Annotated in this window: 17 protein-coding genes; 5 read left to right on the top strand and 12 right to left on the bottom strand. The window is 27.9% G+C overall.

What is annotated here, in order from left to right; genetic code table 11:
- Positions 1–66: 66 nt before the first annotated feature.
- From KGF50_RS02170 to KGF50_RS02145, 6 genes are all read right to left on the bottom strand, one after another.
- On the bottom strand, positions 67–2,187 hold the full coding sequence (locus tag KGF50_RS02170; protein WP_227846607.1) for an ABC transporter permease: 2,121 nt from the start codon (positions 2,185–2,187) through the stop codon (positions 67–69).
- Complete coding sequence (locus tag KGF50_RS02165; RefSeq protein WP_227846606.1) at positions 2,177–2,929, bottom strand: ABC transporter ATP-binding protein; 753 nt, start codon at positions 2,927–2,929, stop codon at positions 2,177–2,179. The genes KGF50_RS02170 and KGF50_RS02165 overlap by 11 nt, the downstream gene beginning before the upstream one ends.
- A 416-nt stretch (positions 2,930–3,345) precedes the next feature.
- On the bottom strand, positions 3,346–3,522 hold the full coding sequence (locus KGF50_RS02160; RefSeq protein ID WP_227846605.1) for a hypothetical protein: 177 nt from the start codon (positions 3,520–3,522) through the stop codon (positions 3,346–3,348).
- A gap of 217 nt (positions 3,523–3,739) precedes the next feature.
- A complete protein-coding gene (locus KGF50_RS02155; protein WP_227846604.1) occupies positions 3,740–4,321 on the bottom strand; it encodes a TetR/AcrR family transcriptional regulator in 582 nt (193 codons plus the stop codon).
- A gap of 93 nt (positions 4,322–4,414) precedes the next feature.
- Positions 4,415–5,347 carry a class I SAM-dependent methyltransferase gene (locus KGF50_RS02150; protein ID WP_227846603.1) on the bottom strand — a complete coding sequence of 311 codons (933 nt, stop codon included), beginning with the start codon at positions 5,345–5,347 and terminating at the stop codon, positions 4,415–4,417.
- On the bottom strand, positions 5,344–6,003 hold the full coding sequence (locus tag KGF50_RS02145; RefSeq protein WP_227846602.1) for a TetR/AcrR family transcriptional regulator: 660 nt from the start codon (positions 6,001–6,003) through the stop codon (positions 5,344–5,346). The genes KGF50_RS02150 and KGF50_RS02145 overlap by 4 nt, the downstream gene beginning before the upstream one ends.
- A 429-nt stretch (positions 6,004–6,432) precedes the next feature.
- Between KGF50_RS02145 and KGF50_RS02140 the strand changes: the two genes are divergently transcribed.
- From KGF50_RS02140 to KGF50_RS02130, 3 genes are read left to right on the top strand one after another with little or no spacing between them, the layout of a single operon-like run.
- Complete coding sequence (locus tag KGF50_RS02140; protein ID WP_227846601.1) at positions 6,433–7,062, top strand: TetR/AcrR family transcriptional regulator; 630 nt, start codon at positions 6,433–6,435, stop codon at positions 7,060–7,062.
- A complete protein-coding gene (locus tag KGF50_RS02135; protein ID WP_227846600.1) occupies positions 7,062–7,766 on the top strand; it encodes an ABC transporter ATP-binding protein in 705 nt (234 codons plus the stop codon). The genes KGF50_RS02140 and KGF50_RS02135 overlap by 1 nt, the downstream gene beginning before the upstream one ends.
- Positions 7,766–9,472 (top strand): FtsX-like permease family protein, encoded by a 1,707-nt coding sequence (locus KGF50_RS02130; RefSeq protein WP_227846599.1) that lies wholly within the window; start codon positions 7,766–7,768, stop codon positions 9,470–9,472. Before KGF50_RS02135 ends, KGF50_RS02130 begins: the two co-directional genes overlap by 1 nt.
- 145 nt (positions 9,473–9,617) lie before the next feature.
- Here KGF50_RS02130 and KGF50_RS02125 read toward each other — a convergent pair whose 3' ends face one another.
- The 6 genes from KGF50_RS02125 to KGF50_RS02100 form a co-directional block, all read right to left on the bottom strand.
- Positions 9,618–10,445 carry a MerR family transcriptional regulator gene (locus tag KGF50_RS02125; RefSeq protein ID WP_227846598.1) on the bottom strand — a complete coding sequence of 276 codons (828 nt, stop codon included), beginning with the start codon at positions 10,443–10,445 and terminating at the stop codon, positions 9,618–9,620.
- 106 nt (positions 10,446–10,551) lie between these two features.
- Positions 10,552–11,331, bottom strand: coding sequence for a CPBP family intramembrane glutamic endopeptidase (locus tag KGF50_RS02120; protein ID WP_227846597.1), 780 nt, complete (start codon positions 11,329–11,331; stop codon positions 10,552–10,554).
- Positions 11,332–11,581: 250 nt separating this feature from the next.
- Positions 11,582–12,019: a LytTR family DNA-binding domain-containing protein gene (locus tag KGF50_RS02115; RefSeq protein ID WP_227846596.1), complete on the bottom strand. Its 438-nt coding sequence runs from the start codon at positions 12,017–12,019 to the stop codon at positions 11,582–11,584.
- 256 nt (positions 12,020–12,275) lie between these two features.
- Positions 12,276–12,425 (bottom strand): YvrJ family protein, encoded by a 150-nt coding sequence (locus tag KGF50_RS02110; protein ID WP_227846595.1) that lies wholly within the window; start codon positions 12,423–12,425, stop codon positions 12,276–12,278.
- Between the two features lie 11 nt (positions 12,426–12,436).
- A complete protein-coding gene (locus tag KGF50_RS02105) occupies positions 12,437–12,667 on the bottom strand; it encodes a DUF2922 domain-containing protein (protein WP_227846594.1) in 231 nt (76 codons plus the stop codon).
- 308 nt (positions 12,668–12,975) lie between these two features.
- On the bottom strand, positions 12,976–13,197 hold the full coding sequence (locus KGF50_RS02100) for a DUF1659 domain-containing protein (RefSeq protein ID WP_227828767.1): 222 nt from the start codon (positions 13,195–13,197) through the stop codon (positions 12,976–12,978).
- Between the two features lie 451 nt (positions 13,198–13,648).
- Between KGF50_RS02100 and KGF50_RS02095 the strand changes: the two genes are divergently transcribed.
- A complete protein-coding gene (locus KGF50_RS02095) occupies positions 13,649–14,419 on the top strand; it encodes a nucleoside phosphorylase (RefSeq protein WP_227846593.1) in 771 nt (256 codons plus the stop codon).
- A 297-nt stretch (positions 14,420–14,716) separates the two neighbouring features.
- Positions 14,717–14,974, top strand: a complete 258-nt coding sequence (locus KGF50_RS02090; protein WP_227846592.1) for a Mor transcription activator family protein — start codon at positions 14,717–14,719, stop codon at positions 14,972–14,974.
- Positions 14,975–15,063: the final 89 nt, after the last annotated feature.

Raw genomic sequence — 15,063 nt, 5'->3', positions numbered from 1 at the left:
AATCGTACAGATAAAAATTATATAGACTTACTTAGATAAGTCTTATCTAGAATTATTTAAGCAAACTTATTTTGAAATTCCAACAATTTCTTTGAATTTTTTGTAAGTCAACAGATATATCAGGTACATATAAACCCCACAAACCACTAATAAACCTAGATTTATCAGAAGAGCATTGACTTCACTATGAACAATTCTACCATCATTGTTTACCATAATCATAAAGTTAAAAAGATATATTACAAAACTTCCAGTAATAAGAGGGTACGAGAAGACTTTCTTTAATTGGTTGCGAATACAGAATTTTATATAGTCGTTGTTAGCACCTAATCGACTCAAATCTATAAAAATCTGTTTGTGATTTACTGCTATTGTAACACCTCTTGTATATGCAATGATTCCCACAGCCGTAAAACAGATTATACCTACATAGATAAATAACATCAAGAATACTGCCATATTTTTTATCATATCTTGGCTCTGTAAAGTTTTAAAATTAGGATAGTACTTCCATTGGAGATATAATTGATTATTATCTGGAGTTAATTTTAAAGAACCTTCTCCATTTGGATATTCTTCATCCACAAAATATTTTTGACCAGTTGATTCATAGCGTTTTTTCACATATTCATTATAAACAGTGTTCCTTCCCATTTCCTTAGGTGTTCTTTTTATAGTCTCTGCCTTTAAATCACTAGCAAAAGCATAGGTATCTGTGGCTTTATCTACATCAAATAGGACAGAATTATTGTAATTGTTTATAGATAAACCTTTAGTAAATGCGTTATAGTCATCTTCACTAAGGACATAAGCATTCATACTATTATTCTGAAAGAAAGAACCATTAAATATTAGGTTTCCAGCATATTTAAAAGGAGTTTCTTTTTCTGTTACTGGGCTTGATATAAATTTTGGAAAATCATAATCTCTATTTTCATTCCCTTTACTTACAACAGCAAGATATTCGCCATTTTTTATAGTGATAGGTTTACCAATTAACTTAGAGAAATCCTTAGAATTAAAGAACATGGCTAAAGAATGTTTTTTCATATATACATCATCAATAGTTCTATCTTCATTAAATATTGAGTCTGTACCATCTACAATTAATTCAATAGAAGGAAGTTCCATATAGTTTTGGATTTTTACTTTGTGCTTATCTGCTAATTGTTCAATTTCTTTTTTAGATATTTGATTCACTCTTTGATTATAAGTGAATGTGTAATCGATAGGATTCTTTTTAATATTTTCGTTGATTCCTGTAACCATATTAGGCACATAGAATACAGCAAATAATGCTCCTGCAATTAAAAATGCAATAACACACATATTTTTTACTGTTTGCTTACCCATAAATCGCATCATACTAGTAGATATAATATTTTTATAGTATTTTTCTGGATGTTTTCCTCTTTTTGCATGTACCACTACATATGTCATAATCATGTAAATTCCAATAGCAGAGAATATATAAGTAACGCTCCATATAGATGGTAATCTGTAATTAAACTCACTTATGACTATTGAAGGTACTACATAACCTAGAAGAAGTCCTAATACCATAAAAAATGTTCCCAATATGCCATACCAACTTTTTACTTCATGCACTGGTTCAGAGATTCTTTGGTCATTTAATATATCAATTATATTTGTACGATTGATGAATTTCACTGAAAGTGAGAAAATACATAGAGTTACAAATATACAAAATAGAAAACCATATATAAATCCTTGAGTTCCAAACTGATACGCCATTTCTCTTGTATCAATAATTACTAATTGGAATATCTTCCATATGCCAAAAGATACAGGGATACTTAATACAAGACCTAAAAGAGAACAGACTATTGAAATAAGTAGTATTTCTGAAAATAGAATCTTTTTCAATTTTTTCCTATCTGTTCCCAGAGCCATAAAAATCCCAATTTCTCTACTTTTAAATTTTAAAAATAGGGAAGAGGCGTAAGTAGTAAAAACAGCACATCCTAATATAGCAACTGCAAATATCATTATGGCTTGCTTTCTACTATCTCCACCAGTTGGAAGGATTGTTTGTACTGTAGGACTAAAATAAATTAAAGCATATGAAGTTACTAAGACTACAGAAAGTATTATACAAAAGAATAATGTTGTATAGTTTTTCCAATTGTAGGCTCGAAGTTTTCCATATAATTTATTAATTGTCATCTTGACCGCCTCCCATTTCTTTTAAAAGTTCCAACAATTCGTCTAGGAATTCACGTCTTGAATTTGATTTTGTGACTTCTTTGTAGACCATTCCATCTTTAAGGACAATAACACGGTCACAAAAGCTAGCAGCAAAACTATCATGTGTAACCATGAATATAGTAGCATCTAGTTCTTGTTTGGCTTTTAGGAATGAGTCAATTACTGTACGACAAGATTTGCTATCAAGATTACCAGTTGGTTCATCTGCTAATATCAAATCTGGATTATTCATAAGAGCTCTTGCTACTGCTGTACGTTGTTTTTCTCCACCAGATATTTCAGCAGGGTATTTTTTGCGTATATGTTCAATACCAAATAACTTGCATAGGCTAGTAGCACGGTTTTCCATTTGTATAACTTGACCACCTTTGATAATTTGTGGAACACAGATATTTTCAAAGACGCTAAGACCATCAAATAACATAAAATCTTGGAATACAAATCCCAACTGCTGATTTCTAACTTCGGAAAGTTCTTTTTCTTGTAGGTTTCTTATATTACTGTTTCCAAGAGTTATTTCACCTTCATCAATTGGTATAAAGCATGAAATGCAGTTTAAGAGAGTTGTTTTTCCGCTTCCAGATGCACCCATGATGGCAACGAATTCTCCTTTGTTGATTTCAAAAGAAATATTTTTTAATACAGGGTACGTTTTATTACCTGTTTTGTATGATTTACATAAATTGTTTACTTTAAGCATATATATCATCCTCGCTTTCGTTTATCTTGTAAGTCAATGATAGCATTTGAAAGGGGTATGGGAATATAAGTCTCGTTGTAAGAATTGGATGTTTTTTTGTAATGTTTGAATTAGAAAAATTGTTGAAAGGGTATTGTTATGGTTATTTAGATAAAAGGTATGTTGATGTGCAAATGGTAGAGTATTATAATTATTTAGATAAAAGATATGTTTATGTGTAAACTGTAGACTTTTACAATTATTTAGTTGTTTAGGAATAGTAATTATTTGCGAAAAGATTCTGTTGTACTTATTTTAATCAATAGAAAAGAGTATTATTGATACAGGACAAAAACTAGTTGCCTAAAAAGGTTCTATCATATAACCTGAAGACAACATAAAATAATTATACGTTTTTATCTTATGATGTAAAAACACTATTTTTTTACTAAAAAGGATACAACAATCAACAATGAAAATACAATTGAGAGTATTGAAAAAGTAAAGTGAGAATTTGAGTCATTATTGCGATTATTAAGTTTTATCCAAAGTCCACATATAATTGTACATGCTAATAAAACTGCTGATATTATCCCTATAAATGTAAAAAACATTAAAATTCCCCCTTTATTTAATGCAAGTATTTGAGTCCATGAGAATATCTTTAAGTTATGTCAGAGTATGGCAGAGCTATGTATCAAAACTAAATAGATATATAATTAAACTGAAATAGTATTAAAATAATATAGTATTAAGTAGACATATAATTAAACCGAAATAGTACCAAATAGATATAGTACTAAATAGACATAATACTAAACTTAAATAGTACTATTTTATGAGGTCTACTAAAAATAAATCTAATTGAGAGTCAATTAAAGCACTTCTTTTCTCTGCATCCATAATATCAATACCGCTGTACCTTAAAAAAGCGTTAGAGCGAAGAAGAACTAACTGTATAAATGAAGTTATTTGATATGCAATAACCTTGTAATCTTCCTCAGTTTTGTTGTTGTAGTGATTTTTATAATGAGCCCTAATCAAAGGCAACATTTCAAATGGATAAATAATATCTTCCTGTACTAATATGTAAGGTACAGAAATCTCTATAAAGTGACTATATAAAATTATAACATCACAAAATGTCATTAACATTTCTTTTAACTCTTGCTTAGGTGTTAGATTTTGCTTATCATGTGTAGCTTTATATTCATCCATATGGCATTTTAAAATTCTCTTAATAGCAGTATTAATTAGTGCCTCTTTAGATTTAAAATAATAATTAATCATAGCCAAATTGACATTTGCTTTAGTGATGATTTCTCTAGCTGTAATACTTGAAATATCCCTATTTGAAGTTAATAGATGGACTGTTGTGTTAATTAGTTGCTCTTTTTTTGAATCTATTTTCATATTTTTCCCCTTAAGAATTCCTCATAAAAAAATTAAACGTGTTTAATACACGTTTAGATACTATCACGAAAGCGTTTATATGTCAATGGCGTGCTAGTTTTTAAGCAGGGTAGAAGGTGTCAGTTTTTTAATAATTGTCTTGTTAAATTCATGATTTACAGGAGTTCGTTTAACTTGATATTCTTCTGTAGATAATAAATCCTCCATAAAAGGTATAGAGGGAGCATAAATCCATTCTCCTCCATATTTTAATGAACTTAAAATCTTCATATATACCTTTGCAAAAACTATATCAATACCATCCTTTTGTACAAAATGATGCAAAAAGTGGCTGCTAAATGAAAGGTTAGAAATAATTGTGTTCCATCTATTTTGACCATAGTTAATTTCTAACCAATTTGCAGATTTGAGGTATTTAGAATTTTTAGTAGACCTATCAATACCATAAGCTTTAATATTGTGTAAACGTAAATAATTAACTAAGTTACCATGTTTACCACATCCTATATCAAGCACACTACCTTTTAATTTTTTTATATCTAAACTCAATAAGTTTAGCTGAAATTCTGGTGTATATTCAGAACAAACAAAATGTTGTGCGGTTTTATTGTTATTAAGATTTATTTTATATACTGATGGATTAGTCTTTTTTATGAAGCTTCTTATTCTAGAGTAATGTCTATATTCAATGTCTCTAGAAGGTAGCTTTGCATCCACTATGTCTTGTAGTAATAATTTGTATATTTTTTTAATTGTAATATAATCTTTGTTTTTAAAATACAAATATTGGTCAACTGTATATAGAGAATTTAGAAATTCTTCCACATGAAAATTTACTAAAATATCTCTTTCTTCTTTAGATAATGAAATTAATTTTTTATGCAAGTGTTTTATAGAAGAATACGTATTTTTATTAAAATAAAGTTGGTTACAGGTTGTACAGTATATATTTTTATAGGAATTAGATTGAAATTGTTGTTTTGCAATTTCTATTAATTCATTTAATGTAGGGTTTATATTATTCATATTCTATTTTTTATCCTTTCTTGTAATCCTAAGGTGAAGATAGTTATGCTCTCTTTTAGAATATATTTTTTTAGCATATTTATGTCTTCTATTATAGCTCGATTGTTGATATAGTTGGAAACTTCGCCGATTATATAACAATGTGTATTATGAAGAATAGCATATGCATCCTCTTTACTAGGAGTTGTATTATAAATTTTATTCCAGATGTTTATTAAAGTATCAATTAAAATATCCATCGTTTCTTTATGGGTTGATTTATTTATTTCTGGACGATTTCCTTTTATATGATGTATCCAACTAAGGCAAAACCACCCAGTATTGTATAAATAAAACTCCAAAAATGTGTTAAAAAAACACTCTAGTTTAGTAGTATAAATTTCCTTATAGTATGTGCTTGATGCAGTTGTACTACTTGACGAAGTTTCGTGTGTTGAAAGTGTCTTGAGTAGTATTTCTATAAATTTTTTTTGAATTAAGCTATGTGCTTCCCAAAGTAAATCATCAAGTGAAGTGAAGTAATTATATAAATTGGTATGAGCACATCCTACACAACGAGCTATTTCACGTAGGTTTATACTTTGAATGTCATTTTTATCTTTCATTAGTTCTAGTGTTTTTTCTAGTATTTGTTCTTTAGTTATATTTTTTCTCATGGTTTTATCCTTTCAATTTATGCGACGAAAATAGTAGCTATTAGATGTAACGCTCAGGTAAAGTGATTTAGATGTATCATATAATTAAATTAGTAATGTATGAATTTAATAGTGTAGATTAAAAAATCTAATGTTCAATATTAGATATTGATAATATGAATTTTAATTACCAGTGGTAATATATATTGTATCTTAATTGATAAAAGTAGACAATATATAAATAATATTATTGGATGAGAACAACTAAATAAGAATAATTAAATAAGATTTACAGTAGGATGATGATTAAATAACTCCATTATCTCTAAGGTTTTTATGAGCTTATAATATTTAGGTAAAATTTTATAAGCTATATTTCATTGACAGTGTAAAGTAGATTTGATAATATATAAATAAACCGATAGTCGGTTTATTTATGAGGAGGTAAATATGGCAAGAACTAACGTTAATTTTGATAGTAAAAAACAAGAACTTCTTACTTCTATATGGCAGGTATTATTGAAATATGGATATGAGCAAATGTCGATTTCTATAATTATTAAAGAGTTATCTATTTCAAGAGGTGCTTTTTATCACTATTTTCAATCTAAAGAAGAATGTGTCGATTTAGCAATCGGTGAGTATGTGAGCCAGTCAGTAACTATTTTACGAAATATGGATAACTATTCAGAATGTGCTGTCATTAGGTTACAACAGGCAATCAAGAATGGAATTTCACTATTCCATGATAACATTGAACAGTCAAAAGTAATAAATGAACCTGAGAATGCTATTTTTCATCAAAAACTAATGATTGCATTTACAAAGTATATGTCACCTTTCTATGCATCTATCATAAAGGATGGAGTAATAAGTAAAGAGTTTGAGACATCTTTTCCTTTGGAAGTTGCTGAAATGTTATTGACACTATCTAATTTTTACCTTGATAATGTACTTTTTCAATGGGAAGCAAATAGTATGAAAAATAAAATTAAAGCTTTGGAAGAATTAGTAAACAAATCATTGGGAACAGAAAAGTATATTGCGTTTTTTGATTTTATTACTATGGAGGTTATATGATGCAAGAAATTTTAAGTGTAGTCGACATTACTAAACAATTTAATTCTTTTGAGAGTGCAATAAAAGAAGTAACTTTGAATTTTATTTCTGGAACATTTACTGTTATTTTAGGTCAGAGTGGCTCTGGAAAATCAACATTAATAAATATTATGTCCAGTTTACTACATCCGACTAATGGAAAAGTATATTATCGTAATAAAGCAATTACAAATATATCAAAGAAAGAGCAACTTAATTTACGTCATGAGAAATTCAGTAATATTTTTCAAGAGTATTTTCTCTTGCCAGAATTGACTGTAAAAGAAAATATAGAATTAGGAAAATCGTCTAAAAGTAATAATATTCCATATAAAGAAATTATGCAACAATTAGATATAGAAGATTTAGAGGATAGATTTCCTTTTGAGTTATCAGGAGGGCAAAGACAAAGAACGGCTATTGCAAGAGCAATTATAAAAAATCCAGATATTCTTTTTTGTGATGAAGCAACTGGAGCTTTAGATGAAGAAAACAGCAAAAAAGTAGTTTCATATTTGAAAGAACTTAACTACAAATATGGTACAACGGTTATATTTTCTACCCATAATGTTAAAATATCAAAAATGGCAGACCGTATTATTACAATGAAAGATGGTGTAGTCATAAATGATATACAAAATCATACACCACTAGCTGTTCGAGATATAGATTGGGGGATTGAATAATGAAACTTTTTGCAAAATACTTTTGTAAGAGTGCGTTATCCATGAAATCTAATGTTATAATTCTCTTTTTGTTGAGTTTACTATCGTCATTTATGTATTTTTTTGTTCAGATTTCCATTGATGGTAATTTAGAATATTTGAATAGTAAACCAGTATTAACAAATGTAGAAAAAGAATTTCTTGTATCTCTACAATCAAATCAAACTTTAGCTATTACATTTTTAGTAATGCTTACATTGATTACTGCTTTTGTATATTTTATGTTTTACAAGAAGTATTGCTCTTTGCACAAAAAAGAATTAGGGTGTTATATTTCATTAGGATATTCTACAAAAAAGATGGCTTTAATAATTCTTTTGATTAGCATAATTTTAAATTTTATTGCTAATATTTGCGGATTGTATTTAGGGTGGATAGGCTCTGAAGTAATGTTAGGTTTATATAAGGATGTATATTCTTTGGATTATTTGGTTAAAGGGATATATATACAAAATTATAGTATAGCCTTACTAAGTTCTTTTTTACCTGCAATTTCAGTTGTGATGATTTTTGAAAAAATGAATAAAGAGGATACTATTAATTTTTTAAATGCAAATAACAATATGAATACATTTCATATAGGAATGTTTAGTCGGATTTTAAGTAAAATTCCAAGTTTCTCAATGAGACTTGCACTGAGAAAACCATTCCAGATATTTATTTCTATTCTTTCTGTAGGGATATTTGCGATACTTTTTATTATGAGTTTTTCTTTAAATTTAAGTAGTCAATATAGTTTTGATACACAATCTCATGGAAGAAACTATCAATATGATGTATCTTATCCTGTCTATCAGACTGCACATCAAGATTATGAAAAATTTGAGTATTACATAAAGGAAAATATAAAGATAGAAAGTAATGACAAAAAAATCAATGGTTCTATTATGGGAATAGAAAACAGTAAGAGTTTATTTTTTCTAACTGATAAGAAGGGAAGGCAAATAGAGAATATCCCAACTAATAATGTTGTTGTAAGTGAGGCATTGGCAGTTTTGTATGACATTCAAAAGGGAACTGATATAACTGTGAGATTAAATAATATAGAAATATCACTTCATGTTTACGATATTGCACAAAATGCAGATAATGATTCTATATACACATCAAAAAGTAATTTGGAAAAATTATTAAATCTATCACAAAACTCTTACAATGGTATTTATACGAACAATATAACAGAGATACCAGAGATAGGAACAGCCCATATACAAAATATATCAGAACGAATAGCTAAACTTGAAGAGAATAATGTTTCAAATCGTACCAGTGCTGTAATATGCCAAATATTAGGCTGCGTTATTGGGTGTTTGCTTTTATATTTGACTATTCTTTTAAAGTTCCAAGAAGATACCAAGAACATTTTTATTTTAGATATGATGGGATATACTGCCAAGAAAATCAACAAGATGTTCATAAGTGTGTACCGTCCAATATTAAACATTGCTTTTATCATTTTACTTATACCAAGTATTGAAATCTGTAAGTTCATTCATAAAAGTTTATCTTTATCAACAAATGACTATATCCCTTTTCAATGTAATATATTTGTAATTTTGTTTATTTTTATTTTGCTAAATTTAATATATACCATAATTAAGTTCTTATTTAACTCGAGAATTAGTCGTATTCAAAAAAAAGATATTACTTTGAAATATCTAAATTAAAAAGGTCTAGAGAGAGATTTTGACTTCAAAGTTTGAGCTGTAACAGTTATACATAAGTGAGCAGGCTATAACAGAATATTCAAAGGCCTTATTAAGACGTATAATAAGACCTTTAACATTAATATGTAAATATTTATATTGAAATCTATTTAACTTTTATGACTGGTATCTGAATTTCTGTAAGATAGTTTTCAGGATTTTCCTCATTGTAAACTCCTTTATGACTAATTTGTCTATTTATACCAGACATTTTATAATCACTATTTTTATCCAGCCAGTAAGCGAATGACTCATACCCACCAGCTATATTTTCATATGGACCATATACCATACTACATGCCATCATAGCAACTGCTTCTGTCTCACGATATATAAATCCAGATTTATTTTTCCCTAATTTTTTTACAACCATTCCAACCTCTATATCTACACCACAATCTTTGAGCTCTTCATCATGATAAAGTGCCATATTGTTGTTTGCTTGATGGGATATTTCTATATGCTCTTCTTTAATAAATTCATATAATTTTTCCCACAATATACCTTCATAGTGATAGTCTGGAATTATTTCTCTAAGCGAGATAATCTTATAACTGGGAATTTCCTTAAAGATAACATTGTAATGAATCTCGTCTTTATTGTCATCTATAGCCTCAATCAATTTATCAATATTATTTATTCTTTGCTGCTCTTTTTTAACTTCATCTTGTATTTCAAATTTTTTTCGATTCAATTCTTTAATCACAAGTTCGTCATTCCAGTTATGAATAATGTTTGATATCTCTGAAACAGTAAATTTTGAATCTCTTAGTAAAACAATTCTTTGTAATGTTGAAATCTGGTCAGCAGAGTATAGGCGATAACCTGTGTATTTATCTATTTTTGCTGGTTTTAGAATACCAAGTTCATCATAATAACGTAACATTCGAATAGAGACTTGTGTTAGTTTTGAAAATTCTCCAATTTTAAACATGAAAATATGACCTCCTTCTCACTTATAATCAGTATATATTTTGTTATTGTATACTTCAAGTGTTTAGGAAAATGCATTTAATTTCCAGCTTAATCTATAGCTTAGTCTATAATCCCCAGTCTAACTCGAATTCAAATTCGTCTGATTTTATCTGCTCAATTTCAGAATTAATTTTCTGTTTAAATTTAGTAGAAGAAATTATGTAGATAATTAGTATGAGGCAAAATATTATTTTTACATATTGAGTTATTACATACACTTCAATAGAGTAGTAAGAACATAGTTGAATGGTAAAGAAGTTACACATCATATGTACAAATCCACCTGCTAAAATACTTCTATGTGTATTAATATATACAAATGTAATGACAAAGCTTAGAAGTATAGTAGATGGTATAAATAAAAGTGCATCAAATAAAGAGTATTGCAGTAGATTATATGGAATTTGACCAGGTGTAAGATACCATCCCAGATACCAAATTCCACAAATAGTCCCTAAAATAATTGAAGCACCTGTAAATCCAAACCTGACTAGTAATTTATCAAGAGAATACCCCCTCCATCCAAATTCTTGACTAAGCATACTTAGTATAAAGCTTATAAATAGCATAAGTGGTATTTTATAAGGTTTATAAATAGCTATGTGCATCCAATCTACATCATTAATTTCTAAATGAAAATATTTTCCTATTAGTAAAGAAAAAATCACAATTAAAGCAAAAAAGAGTACTGTTAATAATGGCCATTTTATTCCTATTTCTTTGAAACTAAAACTCCTGTAAAGAAAATCTTTTCTTGCGCTATTTGGATATATTGTGAAAACAAAAAGTAGCCCTATGATGGAAGGGGCAGTACATGCAGAGTAAAAAAGAAGTTTTCCAAGCATGGTATTTGTAACTCCTAGCAATACAGGTGTAAAGCTGAATACCCAAGTCCATAATAGAGTGATTGCAAAGAAAAAAATTAAATTTTTATCTGAATTAAAATGGGGGTTATATAATTGCATATTATGTTCACTATCCTTTCATTTTGTTAATAGTGGTTTAATTATATTTATTTTATTTTGACTATAAAGTGGATTAATAAGTAGATAATTAGTGATATTAATAAAATATTTTAGATTTTTGTAATTTTTATTAAATATTTAGCCTATCTCTAATATTTTTTATGTAACGGCGATTTATAATAACTTTTTCATTATTTGATAAAGTAGCTTGCATGCGATTGTGTGATATTACTTTTATACTTTCTAGGTAATCCATATTCAAAATCATGGATTTAGATATCCGTAAAAAAGATGTATTGTGTAATCGATTTGATAATTCATATATTTTTAGGTCAATTTCAAATACATCATCTTTATAGTAAGCAAATGTCTTATTGCCAACTGTCTCAAAGTATAAAATATTGCAAATATTAAGCTTATAAATTTCTCCTGATTTTTTACCATTTATATCTAGTAATGGTGTATTTAGTAATGAAATTATTTTTTCAATATTATTGTCAATGGCAGAGCATTTTATAATTATTTCAATATCATCAAAATTAGTGGATTGTTCGACATGGATTTTCATTAATTATCACCTCATTTTATTACTGTCATTAGAATAGCATTATATTTTATTGAGTCCAACTAGATGAGTGCTAAATTTCAAATTAAGTACAGTTAAATTCAAATTTTAAATAGTGAAATTCAAATTTAAGGCGGTAAAATTCGAAAAAATACTACGACCATTTGGGAATATTATCCAAATATCGTAGTACTTTTCATAGAATATCTCTAATTATTTTACAAATAGACCTATCTTATGACTTACATATATTGTCAAATTACTTCTTAAATGTCAAAATATTTTTAGATAGTGCATCAATGCTGTTGGATAGTGTGTTCAATTTACCTTCGATTCTAACCAATAAATACATGGATAGAGCTATAGGAAAACCAACATTAGTTATTAACAATTGTAAACTATCATCCATAAAATTACCTCCTATCCTATAACTAGGTCATAAGGGGTAGTATTAGTTTCTACAATCTTAGCTTCAACAGCAGAAGCAAGGTCAAATCCTCCAACTGAAAAAACATTTTTAGATACTATCAAATCCATAACTGATTTTATATTTTCTTCAGTTAAGTCCTCCTTTGGATTTTCTATAGAAAAAGAAACTTGTTTATCCTTTATATTCTTGAAACTCATGACTAATTTTTTCTTAATCTCCATACAGTTACCTCCACGATAATAATTTGTTTTTTTAATTGCTTTAAGTATTTCAATTATTGTTAGCGTAGAAAATACTTTGACATTGTTATGCTTAAAGCACAACAGTATTTAGAATAACTAACATATTTAAGTTATGAACACGTTTAAATTACTTAAGATATTAACCTGCTTAAGGTATCAATATATTAAGTGTATAATTTGTTAAATCTATATAATATCGAGTGTATTATATATTGAACATGATATATAAATAGTTGATGAATTTTAATGGAAACTATAATCTTTAGTGTAGACTATATTTGAAGTTACTATTTAGATAGTGATGTACTATCTAGTTTTAAAATATCTACAATAGGATTTTCTTGAAGACTTGCGATTGCCTCTGCAACAGCATAAACATCATCGTTTGATGCCTCTGCCTTTACATTTGCGAAAGATTTACTTTTAATAACTGCCTTACCCTTATCATCAAAACCAGCATCCAATTTTAGTTTTATACTAGATAAATTTTTTGTTGAAACAACTGCCATAAAACTACCTCCTAAAAATTTAATTTCAAAGATTTGTCGACTTTCTTTGTTAAATCTATAGTATCATATTAGATAATATCGGAGTTAAACAGTAATTTCTTAAGATTTTTTGTTAAACTTTTATAAAAAATTTTATAAGTATATATAGTTTTAGTGTTTGATTTGATGTTTGATTTAATGTTTGTATGTGCTATATGAAATAGTTTTTTATTGATTTTGTTTAGAATATTTACTATATGAGCAGAAAATATTTAACATGTTTGTTTAGAATGAATTATATAGATGTATCTAGTAGCTAGAAATGAACTATCTAGATGTATCAAGTATCTATGTCCAGTAGCTAGATTTTAAGTATATACTTTTAATTGTTTTAGCTAGTTCATAGTGATATAATATACTCCATATATTGAACAGGAACACGCTATACTAAATTTTGAGTGGAGGTTATATTATGAGTGAAATTCTGTTGGAACAGTTTGACTCTGATTTTTGGGGAATTTTGAAGCCAGAATATGTAATAGAAAAACCTGACTGTAATTTTCCTGAAACTATCGTATGTGAATTTTCAAAATCTATGATACAAACAATTGTTGAAAAGTATAATGGCAAAAAAATAGGTCGTTTAATTAGTGTTGCTGGAGATATACCAATTTATGAAGTATTTTTCAAGAATGTAAGGATTGGGATTTGTCAGGTTATGGTAGGTGCACCAGCATGTGTAACCAACTTTGAAGAATTAGTTGCGTTAGGAGCAAAGAAGATATTTATATGTGGAGAATGTGGTGTGCTAGATAATTCTATTGATGATGCATATTTAATCATTCCAACATCAGCTATTCGTGATGAGGGTACAAGTTATCATTATCAACCAGCCTCTGATGAAATCATACTTAACCCACATGGAGTCAAAGTGATTGAATCTGTATTTAAAAGTAAGGGATTATCATACATAAAAGGTAAAATATGGACTACTGATGCTCCATATCGTGAAACACGTAATAAAATGCTTACACGAAAGAAACAGGGGTGTATTGCAGTTGATATGGAATGTGCTGCTGTAGCTGCCGCAGCACAATTTAGAAATGTTATATTTTCACAGTTTGTTTATGCCTGTGATAATTTAGATTCAAATGTATGGGAACAACGAGGGCTAGCTATACGTCCGATTTCACAAAAAGTACATACCTTTGAGCTTGCAATGGAGTGTGCTATTAAGTTGTAAACTTAAAGTGCTTTAACTTGTATTTTTAAATTTTAAATTACCAAAGCAGTAAATCGATTAAGGTTTACTGCTTTTTTTATTGTTGAATTTAAAAGGGATATATAGTTATATGCTCCTTATGGAAAAATACTTTAAAAGTGTTCGTTTTAGTCTAAGATTTATGTTAAAAAAATTATTAAATTTAATCTGTAAATAAAAAAGTTAAAAGTCCAATATTAACATTTTACTCTTAAACCATTAAAATCTTTATTAAAGCTACTAAAGTTATTAAAAATATTTTAAAGGAGAGTGTAGTTTATGAAAGTAAAATTAGAAGATATACCAGTTCAGTTTCATGCAATGGTGGAAATAGTGGGGATTGATAAGTTTGTAGAGATTGCTAAACTGTATGGAGGTACAAACACTTATATACCTACATGTAAAGGGATTTTTAGATATGCAAGAAATAGGGAGATAGTGAGACAATTTAATGGAGTTAATTATGGGGAACTAGCTATTAAACACAACATGTGTGTAAGTAACATTAAGCGAATAATAAGTGAAAACAATATATAAATTGTTATACAAAGTATTTTGTAAAGATTAAGTATGAAGTAGGTAAAAGACATTTTATAAAGTTTTTTTAGACAAATTCACTAAATTTA

Source organism: Clostridioides sp. ZZV15-6598, from assembly GCF_020657705.1.
Classification (GTDB): domain Bacteria; phylum Bacillota; class Clostridia; order Peptostreptococcales; family Peptostreptococcaceae; genus Clostridioides; species Clostridioides difficile_F.
The sequence above is the reverse complement of the archived record's forward strand: the minus strand, read 5'-3'. Positions and strand labels throughout refer to the sequence as shown.

Coding starts and splice junctions, on each gene's coding strand:
- KGF50_RS02165 (WP_227846606.1), bottom strand. CDS start 2,929: ATGCTTAAAGTAAACAATTTATGTAAATCATACAAAACAGGTAATAAA.
- KGF50_RS02105 (WP_227846594.1), bottom strand. CDS start 12,667: ATGGAGATTAAGAAAAAATTAGTCATGAGTTTCAAGAATATAAAGGAT.
- KGF50_RS02140 (WP_227846601.1), top strand. CDS start 6,433: ATGGCAAGAACTAACGTTAATTTTGATAGTAAAAAACAAGAACTTCTT.
- KGF50_RS02160 (WP_227846605.1), bottom strand. CDS start 3,522: ATGTTTTTTACATTTATAGGGATAATATCAGCAGTTTTATTAGCATGT.
- KGF50_RS02095 (WP_227846593.1), top strand. CDS start 13,649: ATGAGTGAAATTCTGTTGGAACAGTTTGACTCTGATTTTTGGGGAATT.
- KGF50_RS02170 (WP_227846607.1), bottom strand. CDS start 2,187: ATGACAATTAATAAATTATATGGAAAACTTCGAGCCTACAATTGGAAA.
- KGF50_RS02115 (WP_227846596.1), bottom strand. CDS start 12,019: ATGAAAATCCATGTCGAACAATCCACTAATTTTGATGATATTGAAATA.
- KGF50_RS02155 (WP_227846604.1), bottom strand. CDS start 4,321: ATGAAAATAGATTCAAAAAAAGAGCAACTAATTAACACAACAGTCCAT.
- KGF50_RS02135 (WP_227846600.1), top strand. CDS start 7,062: ATGCAAGAAATTTTAAGTGTAGTCGACATTACTAAACAATTTAATTCT.
- KGF50_RS02100 (WP_227828767.1), bottom strand. CDS start 13,197: ATGGCAGTTGTTTCAACAAAAAATTTATCTAGTATAAAACTAAAATTG.
- KGF50_RS02120 (WP_227846597.1), bottom strand. CDS start 11,331: ATGCTTGGAAAACTTCTTTTTTACTCTGCATGTACTGCCCCTTCCATC.
- KGF50_RS02130 (WP_227846599.1), top strand. CDS start 7,766: ATGAAACTTTTTGCAAAATACTTTTGTAAGAGTGCGTTATCCATGAAA.
- KGF50_RS02150 (WP_227846603.1), bottom strand. CDS start 5,347: ATGAATAATATAAACCCTACATTAAATGAATTAATAGAAATTGCAAAA.
- KGF50_RS02125 (WP_227846598.1), bottom strand. CDS start 10,445: ATGTTTAAAATTGGAGAATTTTCAAAACTAACACAAGTCTCTATTCGA.
- KGF50_RS02090 (WP_227846592.1), top strand. CDS start 14,717: ATGAAAGTAAAATTAGAAGATATACCAGTTCAGTTTCATGCAATGGTG.
- KGF50_RS02145 (WP_227846602.1), bottom strand. CDS start 6,003: ATGAGAAAAAATATAACTAAAGAACAAATACTAGAAAAAACACTAGAA.
- KGF50_RS02110 (WP_227846595.1), bottom strand. CDS start 12,425: ATGGATGATAGTTTACAATTGTTAATAACTAATGTTGGTTTTCCTATA.